General features: G+C 34.9%; 22 protein-coding genes and 3 pseudogenes. 20 read left to right on the forward strand and 5 right to left on the reverse strand.

The window, feature by feature from the left end:
- Window positions 1-115 precede the first annotated feature (115 nt).
- Both ACUN0F_RS14610 and ACUN0F_RS14615 read left to right on the forward strand, forming a co-directional pair.
- Window positions 116-772, forward strand: coding sequence for a YneB family resolvase-like protein (locus tag ACUN0F_RS14610; RefSeq protein ID WP_046956545.1), 657 nt, complete (start codon window positions 116-118; stop codon window positions 770-772).
- Window positions 773-817: 45 nt separating this feature from the next.
- On the forward strand, window positions 818-1057 hold the full coding sequence (locus tag ACUN0F_RS14615; RefSeq protein ID WP_001190582.1) for a DUF896 domain-containing protein: 240 nt from the start codon (window positions 818-820) through the stop codon (window positions 1055-1057).
- 39 nt (window positions 1058-1096) lie between these two features.
- Here the strand turns inward: ACUN0F_RS14615 and ACUN0F_RS14620 are convergent, their stop codons facing one another.
- The gene (locus tag ACUN0F_RS14620; protein ID WP_001069269.1) at window positions 1097-2680 is read right to left on the reverse strand and encodes a bifunctional metallophosphatase/5'-nucleotidase; all 1584 of its coding nucleotides are present in this window, start codon (window positions 2678-2680) and stop codon (window positions 1097-1099) included.
- A gap of 184 nt (window positions 2681-2864) precedes the next feature.
- Between ACUN0F_RS14620 and ACUN0F_RS14625 the strand changes: the two genes are divergently transcribed.
- The 15 genes and pseudogenes from ACUN0F_RS14625 to ACUN0F_RS14695 all read left to right on the forward strand — a co-directional run bounded on the left by ACUN0F_RS14625 (window position 2865) and on the right by ACUN0F_RS14695 (window position 17793).
- Window positions 2865-3803 carry a phosphate/phosphite/phosphonate ABC transporter substrate-binding protein gene (locus ACUN0F_RS14625; RefSeq protein ID WP_000915072.1) on the forward strand — a complete coding sequence of 313 codons (939 nt, stop codon included), beginning with the start codon at window positions 2865-2867 and terminating at the stop codon, window positions 3801-3803.
- 84 nt (window positions 3804-3887) lie between these two features.
- On the forward strand, window positions 3888-4661 hold the full coding sequence (gene phnC, locus ACUN0F_RS14630; protein ID WP_000569233.1) for a phosphonate ABC transporter ATP-binding protein: 774 nt from the start codon (window positions 3888-3890) through the stop codon (window positions 4659-4661).
- Window positions 4658-5452 carry a phosphonate ABC transporter, permease protein PhnE gene (phnE, locus tag ACUN0F_RS14635; RefSeq protein ID WP_000996079.1) on the forward strand — a complete coding sequence of 265 codons (795 nt, stop codon included), beginning with the start codon at window positions 4658-4660 and terminating at the stop codon, window positions 5450-5452. Before phnC ends, phnE (ACUN0F_RS14635) begins: the two co-directional genes overlap by 4 nt.
- Window positions 5452-6255 (forward strand): phosphonate ABC transporter, permease protein PhnE, encoded by an 804-nt coding sequence (phnE, locus tag ACUN0F_RS14640; RefSeq protein WP_048565869.1) that lies wholly within the window; start codon window positions 5452-5454, stop codon window positions 6253-6255. The genes phnE (ACUN0F_RS14635) and phnE (ACUN0F_RS14640) overlap by 1 nt, the downstream gene beginning before the upstream one ends.
- A 74-nt stretch (window positions 6256-6329) precedes the next feature.
- Window positions 6330-6812, forward strand: a complete 483-nt coding sequence (locus ACUN0F_RS14645) for a hypothetical protein (protein WP_046954527.1) — start codon at window positions 6330-6332, stop codon at window positions 6810-6812.
- A gap of 223 nt (window positions 6813-7035) precedes the next feature.
- A complete protein-coding gene (tkt, locus tag ACUN0F_RS14650) occupies window positions 7036-9036 on the forward strand; it encodes a transketolase (protein WP_000019750.1) in 2001 nt (666 codons plus the stop codon).
- 156 nt (window positions 9037-9192) lie between these two features.
- A complete protein-coding gene (sirA, locus tag ACUN0F_RS14655) occupies window positions 9193-9633 on the forward strand; it encodes a sporulation inhibitor of replication protein SirA (RefSeq protein WP_000860645.1) in 441 nt (146 codons plus the stop codon).
- A 78-nt stretch (window positions 9634-9711) separates the two neighbouring features.
- Window positions 9712-9933: a YneF family protein gene (locus ACUN0F_RS14660; RefSeq protein ID WP_001123315.1), complete on the forward strand. Its 222-nt coding sequence runs from the start codon at window positions 9712-9714 to the stop codon at window positions 9931-9933.
- Window positions 9934-10056: 123 nt separating this feature from the next.
- Window positions 10057-11808, forward strand: a complete 1752-nt coding sequence (locus tag ACUN0F_RS14665) for an ABC transporter ATP-binding protein (RefSeq protein ID WP_445539592.1) — start codon at window positions 10057-10059, stop codon at window positions 11806-11808.
- A complete protein-coding gene (locus ACUN0F_RS14670) occupies window positions 11808-13571 on the forward strand; it encodes an ABC transporter ATP-binding protein (protein ID WP_445539593.1) in 1764 nt (587 codons plus the stop codon). The genes ACUN0F_RS14665 and ACUN0F_RS14670 overlap by 1 nt, the downstream gene beginning before the upstream one ends.
- Before the next feature lie 132 nt (window positions 13572-13703).
- A pseudogene (locus ACUN0F_RS14675) lies at window positions 13704-14748 on the forward strand (GH25 family lysozyme).
- A gap of 209 nt (window positions 14749-14957) precedes the next feature.
- Window positions 14958-15977, forward strand: coding sequence for a nuclease-related domain-containing protein (locus ACUN0F_RS14680; protein WP_264462766.1), 1020 nt, complete (start codon window positions 14958-14960; stop codon window positions 15975-15977).
- A 6-nt stretch (window positions 15978-15983) separates the two neighbouring features.
- Complete coding sequence (locus ACUN0F_RS14685) at window positions 15984-16550, forward strand: hypothetical protein (RefSeq protein ID WP_080345009.1); 567 nt, start codon at window positions 15984-15986, stop codon at window positions 16548-16550.
- Window positions 16551-16792: 242 nt separating this feature from the next.
- Window positions 16793-16939, forward strand: coding sequence for a BC1881 family protein (locus ACUN0F_RS14690; RefSeq protein WP_000644411.1), 147 nt, complete (start codon window positions 16793-16795; stop codon window positions 16937-16939).
- Between the two features lie 98 nt (window positions 16940-17037).
- Window positions 17038-17793 (forward strand): sulfite exporter TauE/SafE family protein, encoded by a 756-nt coding sequence (locus tag ACUN0F_RS14695; RefSeq protein WP_147786358.1) that lies wholly within the window; start codon window positions 17038-17040, stop codon window positions 17791-17793.
- Window positions 17794-18102: 309 nt separating this feature from the next.
- On the opposite strand, the gene ACUN0F_RS14700 is transcribed toward ACUN0F_RS14695, so the two are convergent.
- On the reverse strand, window positions 18103-18309 hold the full coding sequence (locus tag ACUN0F_RS14700) for a DUF3903 domain-containing protein (protein ID WP_000624203.1): 207 nt from the start codon (window positions 18307-18309) through the stop codon (window positions 18103-18105).
- A gap of 141 nt (window positions 18310-18450) precedes the next feature.
- Here ACUN0F_RS14700 and ACUN0F_RS14705 point away from each other — a divergent pair.
- Window positions 18451-18864 (forward strand): annotated as a pseudogene (locus ACUN0F_RS14705) (NUDIX hydrolase).
- Window positions 18865-18876: 12 nt separating this feature from the next.
- Here ACUN0F_RS14705 and ACUN0F_RS14710 read toward each other — a convergent pair.
- Both ACUN0F_RS14710 and ACUN0F_RS14715 read right to left on the reverse strand, forming a co-directional pair.
- Window positions 18877-19554 carry an LrgB family protein gene (locus tag ACUN0F_RS14710; protein WP_000578955.1) on the reverse strand — a complete coding sequence of 226 codons (678 nt, stop codon included), beginning with the start codon at window positions 19552-19554 and terminating at the stop codon, window positions 18877-18879.
- Window positions 19551-19916: a CidA/LrgA family holin-like protein gene (locus ACUN0F_RS14715; RefSeq protein ID WP_088608932.1), complete on the reverse strand. Its 366-nt coding sequence runs from the start codon at window positions 19914-19916 to the stop codon at window positions 19551-19553. The genes ACUN0F_RS14710 and ACUN0F_RS14715 overlap by 4 nt, the downstream gene beginning before the upstream one ends.
- A gap of 152 nt (window positions 19917-20068) precedes the next feature.
- Between ACUN0F_RS14715 and alsR the strand changes: the two genes are divergently transcribed.
- Complete coding sequence (gene alsR, locus ACUN0F_RS14720; protein WP_098146475.1) at window positions 20069-20974, forward strand: acetoin biosynthesis transcriptional regulator AlsR; 906 nt, start codon at window positions 20069-20071, stop codon at window positions 20972-20974.
- Here the strand turns inward: alsR and ACUN0F_RS14725 are convergent.
- Window positions 20971-21635 (reverse strand): annotated as a pseudogene (locus ACUN0F_RS14725) (histidine kinase). The gene alsR and the pseudogene ACUN0F_RS14725 overlap by 4 nt on opposite strands.
- Before the next feature lie 175 nt (window positions 21636-21810).
- Here ACUN0F_RS14725 and ACUN0F_RS14730 point away from each other — a divergent pair.
- A complete protein-coding gene (locus ACUN0F_RS14730; RefSeq protein WP_046954534.1) occupies window positions 21811-22368 on the forward strand; it encodes a hypothetical protein in 558 nt (185 codons plus the stop codon).
- Window positions 22369-22433 lie beyond the last annotated feature (65 nt).

Genomic DNA, 22433 nt, shown 5'->3' on the forward strand with positions numbered 1-22433 from the left:
TTTTTCTTATTAATAAGTATAACATGCGAAAAAACATTCTACAAACATAAGTTCGAACGAAAGACGAATTTATGATACACTATAAGGAAAATATAGTGAGAAAGAAGGGTTCAAAATGAATGCAATTATTTATGCACGTGTGAGCACAACAAAAGAAGAACAGGAAACATCATTATTGCGTCAAAAAGATGAATTATTGCATTTAGCTGAGCGCTATCAAATGAATGTTGTAAAGGTGATTGAGGAGCAGGCTAGTGGTTATACAATTGAACGTGATGGCATATTAGAAGTGCTAGATACAATTCGCGATGAACAAGTTGATGTACTTCTCATACAAGATGAAACGCGCCTTGGAAGAGGGAATGCAAAGATTGCATTAATGCACTGTTTACATAAAGAGGGAATAAAAGTATATACGCATACGCATAATGGAGAATTAGAACTCTCTGACTCTGATTCGATGGTACTAGATATAATTGGGATTGTTGAAGAGTATCAAAGAAAGATCCACAATTTAAAAATTAAACGTGGCATGCAAAGAGCGGTAGAGAAAGGATTTCGTCCAGAGAATAATTTGAAAAATCGTCATTTAAGTATAGGACGTGAGAAAAAAGAAGTGCCAATTGAGGAAATTGTACGTTTACGCCGGAATGAATTAACTTTTGAAGAAATTGCAGCAACACTTCGTGGTTTTGGTCATGATGTTTCAAAAGCAACTGTACATCGAAGATATGTAGAATATACAAAGCAATTGCTTGATAAAGAGGACTAACTATTGTATGATAATAATCAGTTTTGAGTAAAAGGGGGATTCGAGATGCAAAGTCACGAACTCATTGAACGCATTAACTTCTTAGCGAAAAAAGCAAAAGCTGAAGGTTTAACTGAAGAAGAACAACGTGAGCGCCAATCGCTACGTGAACAATATTTAAAAGGATTTCGTCAAAATATGTTAAACGAACTTAAAGGAATTAAAGTTGTTAACGAAGAAGGTACTGATGTTACACCGGCGAAATTAAAAGCTTTAAAAAAGCAAGATAATGCAAAATTAAACTAAAAGATGGGCGAAGCCCATCTTTTTTATGTATTATATCCGTTATTTAATAACTTTCCAGTTGTTATTGACTGTTGCTTCTATATTTTTGTGCTTCAATATATAGTTAGCGATAAGTTCAGACATATCTGTTGGTATGTCTTTTATTACGGGCTTATTTTGAAACATAAAGAAGTTCCCTCCGCCACTTGCGCGATAATTATTCATAACGACGTCATATTCTTCATTCATATGAAGTGGAGCGCCTTTATACTGTAAGGATTCTACTCTCTCGCCAATTGGTTTGGAAATGTTTAATACGTACGAAATTCCTTCCCACATATCGTAATTATAGTGTTGCGGCTTTGGTTCTATGTAGGTAGGGTTTACGATGATAGTTCCATCTGCTTTTAATATGAAATAAGAAGCAGAGAGTTCAAGGGCATCTTTTATATCCGCTCCAGTTATTCTAATTACTTTTAATGTATTTGGATAAATATAATTAGAAACGATGTCACGCATTGTTACGCGATTAGGGAAACCTGGAGATGTATTATGGAATAAGCTTGTACAAGAAATGGAAACATTAGCTATATCCATCTGTATTTTATTTATGAATTCAATAAAAGGATGGTCTTGCAAACGAGTTTGCATAGCATCTGAAATTTGCATGTCCCCATAGATTACTCCAATAGGTTGATCGAGCCAATTTTGTGTTTTTTCTTCATAATCGGCAACCAAGGAAAGAATATCTTGGTCAGCCTCAATTCCTTGTACGGGCAATAATTGTGAATAACTCTCTTTTTTTATCCATTTTTTTTCTGTTTTTTCGAATGTTACTGTTACTTTTCCAACGGAGTGTCCATTGCATCCAATCTGTAAAATTGTTACACCATTCATTACGGTGTGAGCGATTTCCCGGTGTTGGTGGCCTGTTAGTAAAATGTCTATACCTTCAATTTCATGGCACATTGCATATCCTTGGTTTTCACCTGTTAAAACTTCAGTCGGTACCCCAGTTTGTAAATCGCGTTCAAATCCCCCATGGTAGGCTACGACTAATAAATCGGGTTTCTCGTGTTCGCGAATGTAAGAAACCCATCTTTTTGTTGTTTCTAATGCATCTTCAAATTGTAAATCTTGAATGTGATGGGGTTGTTCCCAATTGGGAATGTAATGCGTTGTCATCCCTAAAATAGCAATTTTTATATTTGATTCAATATGTTTTATTATATATGGTTTCCCGAAATAAGGTTCTTTTCTGTTTTTATTTAAAATATTTGCTGATAGATACGGAAAGTTTGCAGTAGAAATAGCATTATTTAATATGTCCATTCCATAATTAAATTCATGATTTCCAATAACTGCAGCATCATAACGTAAATAGTTCGCTAATAAAGACATTGGATTTTTCTTATCTTCTTCATATGTAGCGTAATGATAAGTGAAGGGTGTTCCTTGTATGAAGTCACCGTTATCAATTAAAAGAACGTTTCTATTTTGGGAACGTTCTTTTTTTATAAGAGTAGAAATTTTGGCTAAACCAATTTCAGCTTGAGAGTTATCTTGGTAGTGAATTGGATAAACAGTGCCATGTATATCACTTGTTAATAAAATGTTTAAAGTTACAATTTGATTTGGATTCAATATCATTCACCTTTTCTATTGTTATCTACTAATTAAGCATATCAAATATATGAAGAGAATTTTAATGAGAATGTATAGAATGTGTAAAGATTCTGTAAATAAGCAATTGTACGTGAAAATGTGTGATATATTTCTTCATGTTTACGGAAGGCAATTTTATAACAACAAAATTGGAGGCATTAATATGTTGAAAAAAGTTTTTGCAATGAGTACGACAGTTGTACTAGCGGCGGGATTATTAAGTGGTTGTGGAACGAAAGAATCAAGTGCAAGTAAAACTGAAGATACGAAAAAAGGTTATGTACCGAAGACTTTAAATGTTCAATTTGTTCCTTCTCAAAATGCAGATACGTTAGAGGCAAAGGCAAAACCATTGGAAAAGTTATTAAGTGATAAATTAAATATTCCGGTAAAAGTTAGCATTTCAACGAATTACAATACAATTGTAGAAGCGATGGCGTCTAAGCAAGTAGATGTAGGGTTTTTACCTCCAACAGCGTATGTGCTAGCGCATGAGAAAAAGGCTGCAAACGTAATTTTACAAGCACAACGTTTTGGAGTAGATGATGAAACGGGAGCTCCTACAAAGGATTTAGTAGACTTTTATAAATCTGAGTTTGTAGTTAAGAAAGATTCAAATATTAACAGTGTAAAAGATTTAAAAGGTAAAAAAATTGGTTATCAAGATGTAACGTCATCAGCGGGGTATGTATGGCCTGCGGCTGTATTGTTAAAAGAGGGAATTGATCCGCTAAAGGATGTGAAACCTGTTACATTAAAAGGTCACGATCAGTCGCTGATTGCTCTTTTAAATGGTGATGTAGATGCATCTGTTGTATTCCAAGATGCTCGTAATATTGTGAAAAAAGATTATCCGAATATATTCGATCAAACGAAAATAGTGAAATTTACGGAAAAAATTCCAAATGATACGATTTCGGTACGTTCTGATTTAGATGCAGAGTGGAGTAAGAAATTACAGGACGCTTTCATTGAAATAGGAAAGAATGAGGAAGGTCACAAAATCATTAAAGAAGTATATTCACATGAAGGATATGTTAAATCTGATGATAGTAAATTTGATATCGTTCGTGAATATGGAAAGAAAGTAAAAACGCAATAATACATATGGAAATGGCAGCTAACTGGAAGGCATATGTTTCCAGTTAGTTTGCCATTTTGAATACATAGAAGGTAGGTAAGATGTGTGATAGAATTTCGAAATGTTTCCAAAATGTATCCGAATGGTACAAAAGGATTGAATAATATAAACTTGAACATTCAAAAAGGTGAGTTTGTTGTAATGGTAGGGCTGTCGGGGGCTGGAAAGTCTACACTTCTTAGATCGGTAAATCGCCTTCATGAGATTACAGAAGGAGAAATCTTGATTGAAGGTGAGTCTATTACTGCTGCGAAAGGAAAAGAATTACGACGCATGCGCCGGGATATTGGTATGATTTTTCAAAGTTTTAACCTTGTAAAACGATCAACGGTTTTGAAGAATGTATTAGCTGGGCGTGTTGGATACCATTCGACTTTTCGTACAACGTTAGGTCTATTTCCAAAAGAAGATTTGGAGCTTGCCTTTCAATCGTTAAAAAGGGTGAATATTTTAGAAAAAGCATATGCGCGAGCTGATGAATTATCAGGAGGACAACAGCAACGTGTATCGATTGCTAGAGCGTTGGCGCAAGAAGCAAAAATCATATTGGCAGATGAACCTGTTGCGTCGTTAGATCCGCTAACAACAAAGCAAGTATTAGATGATTTGAAAAAAATTAATGAAGATTTTGGGATTACAACAATTGTAAACTTACATTCTATTGATTTAGCTAGGCAATATGCGACACGCATTATTGGATTACATGCAGGCGAAATTGTTTTTGATGGTTCAGTAGAAGAGGCAACGGATGAAAAATTTGCTGAAATTTATGGAGACGTAGCGCAGAAAAGTGAATTATTAGAGGTGGCAGTTAAATGAATGACGCGACGATATATTCAAAATCGATACCGAAGCCGCCGAGTAAGTTGAAACATATGTTAACGGCTATTCTAGTCATTTTACTGTTGTGGGGAAGTAGTGTACAGGTCGACGCATCATTTTCAAAACTAGTAGTTGGTTTTCCTAATATGATTGATTTGTTAAAAGAGATGGTGCCGCCTGATTGGAGTTATTTTCAAGTTATTACAACAGCGATGTTAGATACAATACGTATGGCGATTATTGGGACGACTTTAGGAGCGATTTTAGCTATTCCACTGGCACTATTTGCGGCAAGTAATGTGTTTACTAGTACATTTTTGTACGGTCCAGCTCGATTGGTTTTAAATTTTATCCGAACGATACCAGATTTATTATTAGCGGCAATTTTCGTAGCTATTTTTGGAATAGGACCACTTCCAGGTATTTTAGCTCTTACTTTTTTCTCAATTGGGCTTGTGGCGAAATTGTTGTATGAGTCAATGGAATCGATTGATCCAGGTCCATTAGAGGCGATGACAGCAGTAGGAGCAAATAAAGTGCAATGGATTGTGTATGGGGTAATTCCGCAAGTGAAAGCACATTTTGTCTCCTATGTTCTTTATACATTTGAGGTGAACGTACGTGCAGCAGCTGTTTTAGGTTTAGTAGGAGCAGGTGGTATTGGGTTGTATTATGACCGTACACTTGGATTTTTACAATATCAACAAACTGCATCTATTATTATTTATACCCTTGTTGTTGTATTGTTAATTGATTATGTAAGTACATTGTTGCGGGAGAAATTATAATGAGTAAAACGACGATAATTGTACCAAAACCGAAGAAACCGAGTGTGTATCGCTGGTTTATTTTTATAGCACTTGCATTTGTTTATGTATGGGCTTTTTCAGGAGTCCCGCTAGAGGGAATAAAGGATACGGCAGGAGAAATTACAAAAGCAATTATGACAGGTGTATTGAATCCAGATTGGTCGTATGTATCTTTGCCAGATGGTGAAGATTTATTACATGGCTTAATTGATACGTTGGCAATTGCGATATTAGGTACATTTATTTCTGCCTTTTTATCTGTTCCATTCGCTTTTTGGGCGGCAACGAATATGAGCAGTGGAAAATTAACGGCAGGAACTGGGAAATTTGTACTTAGTTTTGTTCGTACATTTCCTGAATTAGTTATGGCTCTTTTATTTATAAAAGCTGTTGGACCAGGCTCCTTTGCCGGAGTTCTAGCTTTAGGATTACACTCTATCGGAATGTTAGGGAAATTATATTCAGAAGGAATTGAAAATATAGATAAAGGACCGACGGAAGCGTTAATAGCTACAGGTGCGAATCGCTTTCAAATACTTTGGTATGCAGTATTGCCACAAGTATTACCGGATTTTCTATCGTATACGTTATACAGGTTCGAAATTAATGTACGATCCGCTGCTATTTTAGGTGTTATTGGAGCAGGTGGGATTGGTACGCCTCTAATTTTTGCACTGAGTTCACGCAATTGGTCTCGTGTGGGGATTATTTTATTGGGTATTATTTTAATGGTAATTATCATTGATTTTATTTCAAGTTCGATACGGAAGAAAATTGTATAATTTATTTTAAGCACCTATAAAAGGTGCTTTTTTATATAATAAGAATAATAAATGTGAGCAATAGGGGGGATAATTTGGCTTTACAGCACGAATTTGTATTTGTTTCGAATGAAGAAAAAGGGTTGGATTTTATAGGTATAGATTGGATTGAACTTTGTTTTCTATATAAAGAAGAAGCAACGATAGATGAGTGTGTTGTATTAAGTGATGAGCTAATCGTATATCTATTAGATTTTACCCATTGGATTCCGACCTATTATCCAGCGAAAAGAGCAGAAGGATTTGGAATTCACTATTATGGTATTACGAAAATAGAACAGCAAGGGGCAGTGATAGCAGAACAGTTATTTTGTTCGCTAGTTAACATGTTTTCTCTAGCGCCAGAAACAATCGAACTGACAGGGCAGTTTCAATGGGAAAATGATAATAATACTGATGGAGAATATGAAAGATACGTATTTAATCGAGATAAATTATGCCAAGATTTAAATTCTTTTATTCGTTTGCTGTGCAGAGTGAAAAATGGGGAAGGATATATTTTGCATTATGGAATTTGAAAATGATGAATAAATATACAGATAATTCCCTTTCTTTTTAAAATAAAAATAATGAAAAAGTATGTCATATTGAATACCCATACATTCCCGAAATCATTGATTTTTTTATGAAAAACCAAAAAAATATCAACATATTTGTCGATACATGTTGTATAATCTTGCGTGGGAAGCTATCATATAAATGTATAAAACGTTTACTAATATAAGCGAAGGGAAGAATAGCATGTCACATTCAATCGAACAACTTTCTATCAACACGATTCGCACATTATCCATCGATGCGATTGAAAAAGCAAACTCTGGTCACCCAGGAATGCCAATGGGTGCAGCACCAATGGCTTATACATTATGGACTCAATTTATGAAACACAATCCAAATAACCCAACGTGGTTTAACCGTGATCGTTTCGTATTATCTGCAGGTCATGGTTCAATGTTACTATACAGCCTACTTCACCTATCTGGTTATGATCTAACAATGGATGACTTAAAGAACTTCCGTCAATGGGGAAGCAAAACTCCAGGACATCCTGAGTACGGTCATACAGCAGGTGTAGACGCAACTACTGGTCCACTTGGACAAGGTATTGCAACTGCTGTAGGTATGGCAATGGCTGAAAGACATTTAGCGGCTAAATATAACCGTGATGCGTATAATGTAGTAGATCATCATACATACGCTATTTGTGGTGATGGAGATTTAATGGAAGGCGTTTCTGCTGAAGCATCTTCATTAGCTGCTCATTTACAATTAGGTCGTCTTGTTGTGCTTTATGATTCAAACGATATTTCATTAGATGGCGATTTAAATCGTTCATTCTCTGAAAGTGTAGAAGATCGTTACAAAGCATACGGATGGCAAGTAATCCGTGTTGAGGATGGAAACGATATTGAAGCTATCGCGAAAGCAATCGAAGAAGCGAAAGCTGACGAAAAACGCCCAACGCTAATTGAAGTAAGAACGACAATTGGTTTCGGTTCTCCAAACAAATCAGGAAAATCAGCTTCACATGGTTCTCCACTTGGTGTAGACGAAACAAAATTAACGAAAGAAGCATATGCTTGGACTGCTGAGCAAGACTTCCATGTAGCAGAAGAAGTATATGACAACTTCCGTAAAACTGTACAAGATGTTGGTGAAACTGCGCAAGCAGCCTGGAACACTATGCTAGGTGAATATGCACAAGCATATCCAGAATTAGCAAACGAATTACAAGCGGCAATGAATGGTCTTCTTCCAGAAGGTTGGGAGCAAAACTTACCAACTTATGAATTAGGATCAAAAGCAGCAACTCGTAATTCTTCAGGTGCTGTAATTAATGCAATTGCAGAGTCTGTACCATCATTCTTCGGTGGATCTGCTGACCTTGCTGGTTCTAACAAAACATACATGAATAACGAAAAAGACTTTACAAGAGATGATTACAGCGGAAAAAACATTTGGTACGGTGTACGTGAGTTCGCAATGGGTGCAGCAATGAACGGTATTGCACTACATGGCGGTTTAAAAACTTACGGTGGTACGTTCTTCGTATTCTCTGACTACTTACGTCCAGCAATTCGTCTTGCAGCATTAATGCAATTGCCAGTAACGTATGTATTCACACACGACAGTATCGCTGTTGGTGAAGATGGTCCAACACATGAACCAATCGAGCAATTAGCAGCGCTACGTGCAATGCCAAATGTATCTGTTATTCGTCCAGCTGATGGTAACGAATCTGTTGCAGCTTGGAGACTAGCTCTAGAATCTACAAACAAACCAACTGCTTTAGTATTAACTCGTCAAGACCTTCCAACATTAGAAGGTGCAAAAGAAGATACGTATGAAAAAGTAGCAAAAGGTGCATATGTAGTTTCTGCAAGCAAGAAAGAAACAGCTGATGTAATCTTACTTGCATCTGGATCTGAAGTAAGTCTAGCTGTTGAAGCGCAAAAAGCGTTAGCAGTAGACGGCGTTGACGCAGCTGTTGTCAGCATGCCATCTATGGATCGCTTTGAAGCTCAAACAGCTGAGTACAAAGAATCTGTATTACCAAAAGCAGTAACAAAACGTTTCGCAATCGAAATGGGTGCTACATTCGGATGGCACCGTTACGTAGGTCTTGACGGAGATGTGTTAGGTATCGATACATTCGGTGCTTCTGCTCCTGGTGAGAAGATTATGGAAGAGTATGGATTTACTGTAGAGAACGTTGTTCGTAAAGTAAAAGAAATGCTTTAATGATTTTAGAAAAATCTCTCCGGCATGGAGAGATTTTTCTATGTAAATGAGTTTTTTCGACAGAAAAAGTTTTTTATCTCTCCGCAGTCAGACAATCATTGCAAAATTTCTTCTATATAATGAAGGGAAAAGGTTGTCCAGATTGGGAGGCGAAAGATGAAAACGTATGAATTGTATTTAATTCAAGAGGATATTGCGAAAGCTTACTTTGGTCGTGAATATTTGTTTTTTGATTTATTTGCTAGATTTTCAGAATCTGGGTCCCTTTCGGAGAAAAAAGTGTTATATAAACAAATGATGTATATAACGATGCCATTACAAGTAATGAAAATTCACCATAAATTAGAACAAGCTTTGCGTGTTCTTGGTAAATATGATCGAACACATCATACACATACACTTTATACAGGAGCGGAATACGGCGAAATAATGGTGAAACCGCACTATATTCGCATGAATACCTCTGGAAACGTTTCTATGGAAACGACTTTCTTTGAGGTGTTAAGAAAGTGTGAATTAACATTTTTAGCTATGGATTATGAAAATACAAAGTACGGATGGCTGAATCCTCTAAAACAAGTACGAACATATGTGTAAAAAATGTCGAATTGTATCTTGTCTTATTGAAAAGGTTTTAGTACACTGTAAGGTAGACAACATGAAGGAGGAAAATATATGCCAATTTGGTTAGGTATTCTAGTGGGCGTAGTAGCACTAGTAGCAGGCGTGGCGTTAGGATTTTTCATTGCCCGCAAATACATGATGAACTACTTAGAAAAAAATCCACCAATTAATGAACAAATGTTAAAAATGATGATGATGCAAATGGGACAAAAACCTTCCCAAAAGAAAATCAATCAAATGATGAGCGCGATGAATAAGCAACAAACGAAATAAGCGCTAAAAGACACTCGCTAAGAGTGTCTTTTCTTTTTGTTAGTTATGCAGTTTAAAACTTTTAAAAATTCAGTATTTTTGGTAAACTGAAAACATCGCTCATTTTAAGGGAGGAGGATAAAAATGAAGGTATTTATTAATTTAGCGTGGTTTTTTAAACAAGAAAAACGAGCGTACATAATCGGAATTATTATGTTATTTGGTGTCGCGCTTCTTGAACTTGTAGCTCCGAAAGTACTAGGTATTGTAGTAGATGAAATTAATAATGGAACATTAACATCTGAAAAATTGTTGAGGTGGGTTATTCTGTTAGTAGTTGTAGGGATTACTATGTACATATTACGTTATTTATGGCGTATTATGATTTTTGGATCTTCGTTAAAACTAGCCCGTCAATTACGAAAGAATTTATATGAACATTTTACAAGGATGAGCCCATCTTTCTATCAATCACGTCGTACGGGTGATTTGATGGCGCATGCGACTAATGATATTCAGGCGATTCAACAAACTGCTGGATCGGGTGTTTTAACACTTGTTGACTCATTAGCGGTTGGGGGATGTGTACTCGTAGCGATGGGTTTTACAATTAGTTGGAAGTTAACATTGTTAAGCTTAATTCCAATGCCGATTGTAGCGATTTCGACAAATTATTATGGAACGTTATTACATAAAAGATTTCATAAAGCGCAGCAATCGTTTTCAGAAATCAATGATAAAGTGCAAGAGAGTATGAGTGGGATGAAGGTAATTCGATCAATTGGACAAGAGAGAGAAGATTTACAAGCATTTCGAAAAAAATCAGAAGATGTTGTACATAAAAATATGTTAGTCGCACGTATTGATTCGTTGTTTGATCCAACAATCTCTCTTATCGTTGGATTTTCTTTTTTAATTGCAGTGTGTTACGGGTCATTATTAGTTGTGAGAGGTGAATTAACTGTAGGTGATCTCGTTACATTTACAACGTATTTAGGTACCCTCGTTTGGCCAATGTTAGCCTTTGGATGGTTGTTTAATATTATGGAGCGTGGGCGTGCTTCGTATGACCGTGTAGAAAAAATTCTCTCGCAAAAATCAGATGTAGTAAATAGAGAAGATGCTGTACATAAAGTAGCAAGCGGTGATGTTACATTTGCGGTCGATTCATTTTCATATAAGAAAAATGAACTGTTACAGCTAATAGATGTTCACTTTGATTTGAAGAAGGGTGAGACACTAGGCGTTGTCGGACGTACAGGAGCAGGGAAAACGACTTTATTAAAATGTTTAATCCGTGAGTATGATCATTTTAGTGGTGAATTAAAAGTTGGGGAGCGGGATATTCGCGATGTAACACTTTACGGTGTCCGTTCTGCCATTTCATACGTGCCGCAAGATCATTTTTTATTTTCAGCGAGTATTGGGGAGAATATTGCCTTCGGAAAGGCGGATGCTACATATAATGAAATAACCCGCGCTGCAGAGATTGCTTGTATTCATGATGATATCCTTCAATTTTCAGAAGGGTATGAAACAGTAGTAGGAGAAAGAGGCGTTTCGTTATCTGGAGGCCAAAAACAGAGAATCTCTATTGCACGTGCTTTATTAACGAATGCGGAAATTTTAATTTTAGATGATTGTTTATCAGCGGTAGATGCAAAAACAGAAGAAACGATTTTAAATGCATTAAAGAGGGAAAGAGCAGGAAAAACAACGATTATTACTGCTCATCGTTTAAGTGCAATTCAACATGCCAATCTTATACTTGTTGTGGATGAAGGCAGAATTGTACAACGAGGTACACATGAACAATTAATGGAAGAAAACGGTTGGTATAAAGAAATGTACGAGAGCCAGCAGTTAGAAGCATTAGTCGAGAAAGGAGGCGTATGATGACCGGGAAGAAGCGGAGTGATTTAAGTAGATTACTTTCTTATATGAAGCCATATAAAAGGTTGCTATCTTTAGCATTTATCTTTTTAGTTGGTGCAACTGTAACTGAAATGATGGGTCCTTTTTTAATTAAACAATTTCTTGATGAACATTTAGTACCACGTAACTTTGATCAATCAGCACTTGTTACTCTATTTGTAGTGTATCTTATTGCTCACTTATTAAAAGTATTATTTACTTATTTAGACTTATTGTATTTTCAAAATATCGCTTTTAAAATTGTTCAAGATATGCGTGTTGAAGTATATGATCATGTTCAAAAGTTGTCATTAAGTTTCTTTGATCGTACGCCGATTGGTACGCTTGTATCGCGCATAACGAATGATACGGAAGCAATTAAAGATTTTTATGTCAGTGTATTATCCACATTTGTCAAAAATGTAGTCTTTTTAATAGGTATTTTAGTAGCAATGTTTTTATTAAATGTAAAACTAGCTCTATTTTCTCTCGTATTAATTCCGATAATGTTTGCAATTATGGTGCTATATCGCCGGAAGAGTGCAGCCTTTTATTTAGAAGTACGTAATCAATTAAGCGTGTTAAATGCGAAGTTAAATGAGTCCATTCAAGGAATGAATATTGTTCAAGTGTTCAGACAAGAAAAGCGTATGAGAAAAGAGTTTGAAGAAGTGAATAATAAACATTATAGTGCAGGGCGGCGGACGTTAAAATTAGACGCGTTACTTTTACGTCCAGCAACTGATTTAGTTCATATTGTGGCTATTGCGTTAGTACTTGGTTTATTTGGAATTGATGCTTTGAAGAGTCCTGTTGAAGTAGGTGTCTTATATGCGTTTGTTAACTATATACATCGTTTCTTCCAGCCTGTAAATGAGATGATGATGAAATTATCATTTTTCCAACAGGCACTTGTTTCATCATCACGTGTATTTCATTTAATGGATGAGAAAGATTTAGCGCCAGTTCAAATAGGAGATGGAAATCCTCAAGTCGTTAATGGAGAAATTGAATTTAAAAATGTTACTTTTTCGTATGATGGAAAACGTGATGTTTTAAAAAATGTATCTTTTCACGTGAAACAAGGGCAAACAGTGGCTTTCGTTGGGCACACTGGTAGCGGAAAAAGTACTATTATGAATTTGTTAATGCGATTTTATAATATTAAGTCTGGAAATATTGTAATAGATGGTGTAGATTTAGAGAAATTTGAAGAAAGAGAAATTAGAAAGAAAATAGGACTCGTATTGCAAGATGCATTTTTATTTGCGGGAAATGTAAAACAAAATATTCGTATGTACAATGAAGAAATTACGGATGAAGAAGTAAAAGAAGCGGCACAATTTGTGCAAGCGAATACGTTTATTGAAAAATTACCAGAACAGTATGAAACGGAAGTAGTAGAAAGAGGAGCTGCATTTTCTAGTGGTCAACGACAATTAATTGCTTTTGCTAGAACGATAGCAACGAATCCAAAAGTATTAGTATTAGATGAAGCAACAGCTAATATTGATACAGAAACAGAAGATGCGATCCAAACAGCATTACATCAAATGCGAAAAGGGAGAACGACTATAGCAATTGCACACAGATTATCTACAATTCAAGATGCAGATCAAATTTTTGTTATGCATGATGGAGAAATAGTAGAAAGAGGAACACATCAAGAATTACTGAGTGAGCAAGGGTTGTATTATAATATGTATTTACTACAAAATAAAGGGAATTTCCAACAGGCCTTGTAATTACAAGGCCTTTTTACTTTGTTTATAAAATATGTTTGCTCTCAATGTCGATAGTATAAACGTCGAGACTCTTTATTAAAGTTGTACATATTGTATGTATACGAAATGAAAAAAATTGATAGGAGCTTTTATATGCAAGATAGATCTAGTTCAAATATTACGTTTATCGATGTGTCTCATTGGGAAGGGAACATTGATTGGAATGCAGTGAAGGGATCGGGTATTTCAGCGGCGTATGCAAAAGCGACAGAAGGTGTGAATAATCTTGATCCTACTTTGGTTCAAAATGTACAAGCAGCGCGAAATGCGAATGTATTAATCGGTGCATACCATTTTGCACATCCAGAACTAAATGATGCAATTTCAGAAGCGAAACATTTTGTGAACATATTACAAAGCAATCAGACAGACTTAATACCAGTTTTAGATTTAGAATCACCGATAGATCCGAGTAATAGTAATTTAACTGGTACTGCTATATCTAATTGGGCAAGAAGTTTCATAAATTATGTGAAACAGGCTACTGGAAAAGATGTCATGTTATATACAGGAGTTTGGTATATTAATGAGTTTGGAATTAACGGATTAAGTGATATTCCACTTTGGATTTCTAAATACTCTAGTACGCCGCCTGCTGATGCTGGTGGATGGACAGAGTGGGCAGCAATACACAGATTCTGGTCGAATTTCAGGTGTAGTAGGAAACTGTGACGTATCAGCAGCGGTTTCATTAGAAGCTTTGCAAGGAAATGGAACAAATGGTGGTGGAAATGTTTCTCCACCTAGTACTGCTACTGCAGTCTACGGCGTTGCTGTAATTAAAGGCGATAATGTAAATTTACGGAGTGGACCATCTTTACAATCTAGTGTAATTCGCCAGCTAAATAGAGGAGAATCGTATGAAGTTTTGAGTGAACAAAATGGTTGGCTTGCTTTAGGTGGAAACGAATGGATATACTATGATCCAAGTTACATTCAGTATAAACATTATGTGGCGACTATTACTGGTGATAATGTGAATCTGCGGGATGCTCCATCATTAAATGGAAATGTTATAAGACAGTTACATCGCGGTGAGGCTTATAGAGTATGGTGTAAGCAAGATGGTTGGCTTGGTTTAGGTGGAAATGGCTGGATATACTATGATTCAAGTTATATTCAGTATGGTGTACAATAAAATGCACGTAAAAGGTATCTCGCCTGAGATTCCTTTTATGCTGCTATTTGCGGGCAACCTGAAACAATCAGTGGGGAATGAGAAAAATCGCTTATTAAAGTCTCTCTTCATTAAAAATATGTAATTTTTACAAAGTGTATATTGAAAGCATAGTATAATATAATGGATGTTTATAAAAATAAATGAAAATGGAATAAAGGAGTAAGGATATGGATTATGTGCTAATAGGTGTGATTTTATTATTATTAGCTGTAGTATTCGTGCTGTTCTATAAAAATAAACAGCTAGAATCAGAGAGTCAGCAAGTAGAATTTGAAAAGAAACAAGCAATTGAAACGTATGAAACTGAAATTGCAGCTACGGTTACAGAGCATAAAGAACAACAAAATACATTAAAAAATATGGAACAGAAGAAATACAATGATTTACAAATAAGTGCAGCTAGAGAACTTGAAAATATGCGTATGATGAAAAATCAATTAGCTATGCAACATAGTAAAGAACGAAGTGAAATACAAGAGAAACATAGTAACGAAATACACATGTTTCAAAAGTTAATTGCAAATTTGCGAGAGTATACGAAAAATGGAGCTGAAGTGAATACACACGAAACATTACATTATATGAAGCGTGGATTCGTAGAACAAGGCATAATACTAGAAAATGAATTTCATATTATGCCGAATGTTTTTATTAAAAGTCAGCACGGAGGAAATGATTTTCGCATTCATCATCTTGTCTTAAGTAAAACGGGTATGTATGTACTTGAGACGAAAGAATGGACAGGGACATTAATTCATGGCTTAACGAAAGAAAATGCTAGTATATATTCATTTATGATTGATGAAATTGGCAAGTATCAACAAGAAGTAGAGAAAGAAGAGACGTTTGAATGTATTACAGGTGAAGATTCATTAACGATACAAGTGAAAAATGAAGGGAATCCAGTATATAGAGCGAAGAAACTATCCCATATTCTATACAATTGTTTGAAAGAAATACAAGTTGATATTGTAAAGGAAAACGTAAAACCGATTGTATATTTTTATAATGAGAGTGGGAAAGAAGTGCTAGATCTGTCTGAAGAAAAAACGCCGAGATTAAAAGATAGAGAGCAAATTGTAATGTTCTTTAGAAATGAGATCTTAACAGGGAAAGTAATATATACAGATCAAGAGTTAGAAAAACTTCGAGAAACCATTAATCGAATAAATTATATAATGAATTAAAAAGAGGTGGGCTTTCTGAGTACTATATTAAGGGGTATTTTGTATGTTTATATTTGTTTGTATATACTAATGTATCTTGCTTTTATGTTTATTATTGGTATGGCTCATACGTCATTAAGTGTAACGAGCGTTTTTGTAATAGTCGTGCCATTTGTTTTATTAGTTATGATTCAAAAGTGGATCTTATATGTTGCTAAAAATCGTAATGAAGAAAAGAAGCAAATGTCGGGAGTGTTAATAGTAGCACTTATTCCGTTAATAGTATGTACTGCACAATTAAGTATGAATACATACACTTCAAAGTTTAATCAAGATCGATGGTTACATGCTGAAGATAAACGGGTACATATGGTAGATGATCTAATACAAAAATATAAATTAACAGGAAAATCAAATGAAGAAATTACACAATTATTAGGAACGCCTACTGAAACGAGAAATGGAGAAAACGGGGTTATCACTTCGTACTATCTTGGAACTGAACGTGGCTTTATCCCTATAGATAGTGAACATCTTGTTTTACAATTTGATAAAGATAGTAGAGTTTTGAAATATAAGGTGCAGAGAGATTAAATAAATTTAGAAGCTATATGTTATAGCTTCTTTTTTATTTTTCAATACGTTACGGAAGGGAGAGAAGGGTTTTGAAGGGAATAAGGAATGAAAGTGGAGGTGATGCATATATATAGATGCATTGGGTTATTTTTATCGTGCATAAACGAGCAGCCCGATTATAATCAGTGCGGAATGGACCAAATCGCAACTGATTAAAGTTTCACTGTATCATATTGTATAAATGAAAAGGAGGTAAGACGGTGAAAGCAATCCCGACTGATGTCCTGAGTAAAGAATTAATGGAAAGAGAAGGAGTTATATCTATTACAGTAAAGGAATTTGAAAAGATAGAAGTAGCTGGAGTAGTAGTTGCTGGTCCGGCAGTTATTTTGATTAATCAAGATTAAGTACATATTATTGAAATAAAAAGCATCCATCTAGGATGCTTTTTATTTGTATACAAGGAAGAATATGATGGATAATTGCTTTACTGGAGGGAAAGTCTGTGGCAATTATTATAACGATGTTAGTAATGGGAGTTTTATTAGGATTTGTTGGAGCAGGGGGAGCTGGTTTTATTATCGCAATACTCACTTTAGTATTCCACATTCCTATTCATGTTGCGCTTGCAACGTCTTTAACTGCAATGGCATTTACGACATTATCTGGGGTTATAAGTCATTATCGTGAAGGAAATGTTGTAGTTACTATAGGAGGGATTGTTGGTGGATGTGGAGCACTTGGTTCTTATATTGGTGCAAAGCTTGGTTCACTTATACCACCGCATCTTCTTCATTGGTTTACAGCTGGGATGTTATTTTTATCTGCAATTTTTATGTTTGTTAAATTAATTAAGTTTCAAAATAGGAAAGAACTACTTTTAGCAGAAATTAAAGATTTTTCGAAAGACAATATAATGAAATGTATATGTCTCGGATTAGTCACTGGAATGATGGCTGGTTCATTTGGGATTGGTTCTGCACCATTTATTCAACTTGGATTAATGGTTCTATTAGGATTAACAATCCAGCAATCTGTAGGAACAACAATGCTTGTCATATTGCCGATTGCGATTGGAGGTGGGCTAGGATATAGTTCAGAAGGCTACCTAGATTATATACTGTTATTGCAAGTATTAATTGGCACGATGTTAGGAGCGTATATCGGGGCGAAGTTTACAAATTATGCACCACGTATGCTTTTGCAGCTTTCAATGATTATGACACCAGTTGTAGCTGGATGTATGTTATTGATGGAATAAAAATAATATAGCAAACTAATATGTTTTACGAATGAATTATGTAAGTAATTCATATTTCCCATATAAAAGGATTTGCTTTAATATAATGAGTGTAAAGTTCGAGTATTCGAAGTACTACTTGAATTATATCCCTATCCCTTTTCTAAAAATGCGAACAAGTTTTGCCCTATTCTATTCAATAATTAATTGCATAGAAATATATTGTTCGATGACCATTATGGAACGTACATAATGGGAAAATCCCGATCCTTAAAGAGGATGCCCCTAATCTTCATGTGAAAATATGATCGGATAAGAAAGCTGACCAATTTATGGTCGGCTTTCTTTTTGTTCAAAAGTTATTTCTTCTTTAATTTCTGTTTGCAATAATAAAGCTTTTCCGAAACGACGTTTACATTCCGCACGCACTTTTTCAATGGCTAGTAGCTGAGTAGTGGCGGGAACTGTTACGATAGCTTGGCGTGGTTTTCGATTTTCTTCACAAAAGACACATTCCACAACATATTTAGAAATCATATTTTCATCCTTCCGTTTTTAATTTCTAAGAAGGGATTGTCTATGAAGTTAATGTGATTTTTCGTCATTAGTTTACTTTTTTCCTCTTTTTTCAAGGAGAAAATGATAAAGAAGGTGAATTTTTGTAGGGGAGGGATGTATATGGAAAGATGGATAGGTTGTGCAGCAGTATGTATAAATGAAAAAAATGAAGTTTTAATGGTGTTGCAAGGGTAAAAGGGTGAAGAAAAAAGGTGGTCTGTTCCAAGTGGAGGGCTTGAAAAGGGAGAGACACTAGAAGAATGTTGTATTCGAGAAGTTTGGGAAGAAACAGGTTACAATGTGGAAGTTGTAAATAAAATATACGAAAAAGAGGGTATTACATACGGGGTTCCTGTATACGTTCATTATTATGTCGTTAAAAAAATAGGCGGTAGTATGAAAATCCAAGATCCTGATGAGTTAATACATGAAATTGATTGGAAGAGGATAGATGAAATGAAGGAATTAACGCTATCTTTCCCGGAGGATTATGAGGTTTTAAATAAATATATAAATAAAAAAGCAAGTGTTTAAACACTTGCTTTTTCAATGTATCCACGACAAGAAAAGCGGAACGATAACTAAACTAGCTCCTGCTGTTAAAAGCATAGATAAACTTGCAATGGTTCCTTCTACAGGGCCGATTTCGAATGCTTTTGATGTACCGGTTCCATTTGCGCTAGTGCCTAACATAATGCCTTTTGCGAGCGCTGTTTTAATACGGCATATACGTATGAGAGCAGGTCCGAGCAATGCTCCTGTTAACGCAGTTAAAACAACAAATACAGCTGTTAATTGTGACATACCACCGATCATTTCTGAAATGGCCATTGCAATTGGTGTCGTTACAATATGAGGCGCTAAACTATGTTCTAACGATGAATCAATTTGAAAATAATTAGCTAGTAGTGCTGAAGTAATAACTGATAAAAATGAGCCGACAATGACATTAAGTAAAATAGCTATTCCATGTTTCTTGAGTAAATCAAAGTATTTATAGATTGGCCATGCGAAAGCAACTGTTGCAGGCTTTAATAATTCTGTTAACCATTGACCACCTGTTTCATATGTTTCATAAGGTGTGTCTAGTCCGAGTAATAAAGCAATTAAAATAATAGGGCAGACGAGAAGAGGAGAAAGTAAGCTCCAATTCCAGCGTTGATACATTTTCTTCGATATCCAATATGTGAATAGTGTTAATAGTAAACAAAGAAAGCCGATCATTGTGTTGATCCTTTCCGCTTTAGTAGCAATTCTGTTAGGAGTCCTGTAGCGAGAGTGACACAAAGTGTACTAATCATAATAATTAAAATGAGATCGATTCCATATTGTGATAGTGTATCTTTGTAGCGTATGACAGCGACTGCAGAAGGAATGAAAAATAAAATAAGTTCTTTTAATAAAAAGTCTGCTCCGTCCTGTACCCACTCTTTCTTCACTAGGTTAAATTTTAATGAAATTAACAATAAAAAAATACCGAGTATACTTCCTGGAACTGGGAGGTGTGCCTGTTTTGCAATCCATTCACCTGTCCAAGCGAAACAAAATAATAATAAAATTTGTCCGCTTAATTTCCACCATTTCATACAGTACCCACCTCTTTCTTTTTTTACATAAAAATTGTAAAAAAGAATTAACAATTTCTACTATACGTTCATTCGAAAAATTTGTCTAATATATAAATTATATGTTATTAATATATTAGATGTATTAATTGAAAGTGAAAAGGGTGTCCAAAATGGAATTACGGCATTTGCAATATTTTGTTGTAGTGGCAGAGGAGTTACACTTTGGACGAGCAGCTGCTCGTTTACAAATGACACAACCACCGCTTAGTCAACAAATTCAGCAATTAGAAAAAGAAATGGGAGTTATGTTATTTTCAAGAACGAAGAGAAAAGTTGAATTAACAGAAGCTGGAGAAATGTTTTTAAAAGAAGTAAAAAAAGCGTTCGAACAAATTGATAAAGCAGTAGAAGTTGCACAAAGTGCCCAAAGGGGAGAAGTGGGCTTACTTTCAATTGGTTTTGTAGGTGCGGCGATATATGATATTTTACCATCTATCGTAAGGGAGTATAGAAAGAAATTTCCGAGAGTGTCTGTTGCATTACATGAACTGTCAACACCGGATCAGGTGCATGCACTTCACGATAACCGTATTGATATTGGCTTTTTGCGTCCGCCAATTCCAACGCAATTACTAGAGTTAGAACCAATTCAAAAGCTTTCTTGTACGTTATGTTTACCGAAGGCACATCCACTTGCTGAAAAGGATGAAATACATATTGAAGATTTAAGAGACGAACCGTTCGTATTTATTACGAGACCGGTATGGCCAGCGTTATACGATACAATTTTATCACTTTGCCGCGACGTAGGATTTAGTCCACACATTGTACAAGAAGCAACGGAATATCAAACAGTTATGGGACTTGTAGCGGCAGGAATCGGAATTACGGTAATACCTGTATCGGCGAATAAATTGTATAAAACCGAAGTCGTATATAAAGAATTATGTGATTCTAATTTTGTTGCAGAAATGTCAGTAGCGTACAAAAAAATGAATACTAATCCAGAACTTTTAGAGTTTTTGAAAATTGCAAGAGAGAAGAAAAGAATAGAAGTTGAGGATGAGATTAATTAATTTGTTAAAAAGTACACCTCGTTAAACACTAAAGCGGAAATGCAATTATATTGCATTTCCGCTTTAGTGTTCTTTTTTAGTTCTATACTAAAGAGATAAACATGTTCGTTTTCTTGTAATAATTGTTCAATAGCAGTTTTTTCCTCAAGCATTGGAATTCTTACGGTTTCTTTATTCGTTTTTATTATAGCCGCTAAAGTCGTCTTTTGATTGTATGTTAAGTTTATAGCAGATTGAAGAGTAGTAGAGGTAGAGCTATTTATGATTGGAGGTGCTTCTTCAGGAGCGAGCATGGAACTACCTTCAATATTAACATACCAATGTTTTTGCACTTGTACATCTTTATCGAGTTGGGATTGAGGTGGTAAAAAAGAAAGCTTTACTTTCTTTTCTTGAAAATGGGAGGTAGCTATATTCGCAATTACGTTTGTTTTTTACCATTTTGATAATAATCAATTGTAGCATGTATTTTATCTTTTTCATTTTTTAGGGTAACGTTATAAAACATGCTATTGCCTTCTTGAAAAGGAGTCATTTGTAAAATAGAAGATTGTTCTTTTGTTAATTTATATGGCTCAACAATGGCATCTGCATTGTTTTTAAGTGGGCTACAACTTTTGAGAAATAATAAAGAAAAGATTAATAGCAATTTTATGCGCATGAAACCCCTCTTTTTTTTACAATTACATTCTTAATGTAAATTATTTTCCATTTTATTTTCTAGGACTAAAGACTTAGAAAAAATTCAGATTGTAGTGCGATGTTTAAAATGTCATATTTTTATACACTAGTAGTATAGAATGAGTATGGTATGAAGTGAGGTAGGGGAAGAACATATGTCTTTATGTCAGTTAGTGAGAAAAAATATAAGAACATTTGCTGCCAAAAGGATGAAGCAATTCATGTGGGTTGCTATGAGTACTATGATTTTATTTTTTATGATATCGCTCCAATTTAATGAAGGAGCTATTGGGAAATTAGAGACTACACTTTTATTTCAAATGAGCTTTTACATGCTGTTTATTGTATTCATTTTTATTTGTATTTTTACTACATATAAAATAACGTTTTCTCTTCTGCAAGTGAGGAAAGAGGAAATTAAATCTTATGTAGCAGAGAGTAGGAAGAGAAATGACGTACTATGTTTATTATGTCAGGAGCAATTATTTATTTATGGAGCAGCGTTTGTTTTTGGATTAGTGAATGGGATGTTATTTTTGAAATTATTTACGATTATCTTTATGAAAATAGCAGGAATACAAGGGATAAATAGTGCACCGATTACAATATATGCAATAGTAGTTGTTAGTATAATTATGATTGGGATCGTCCTATTATCGATGATGCAATGTTTTCGATTTGTTCAAAGTTTACAAGATGAAAATTCGTTTTAATTCAAGGAAAAGGCATGAGAAATCATGCCTTTTCCTATTTTACACATAAAAATAATCATGTTACA

The organism is Bacillus sp. 1A, assembly GCF_052682215.1.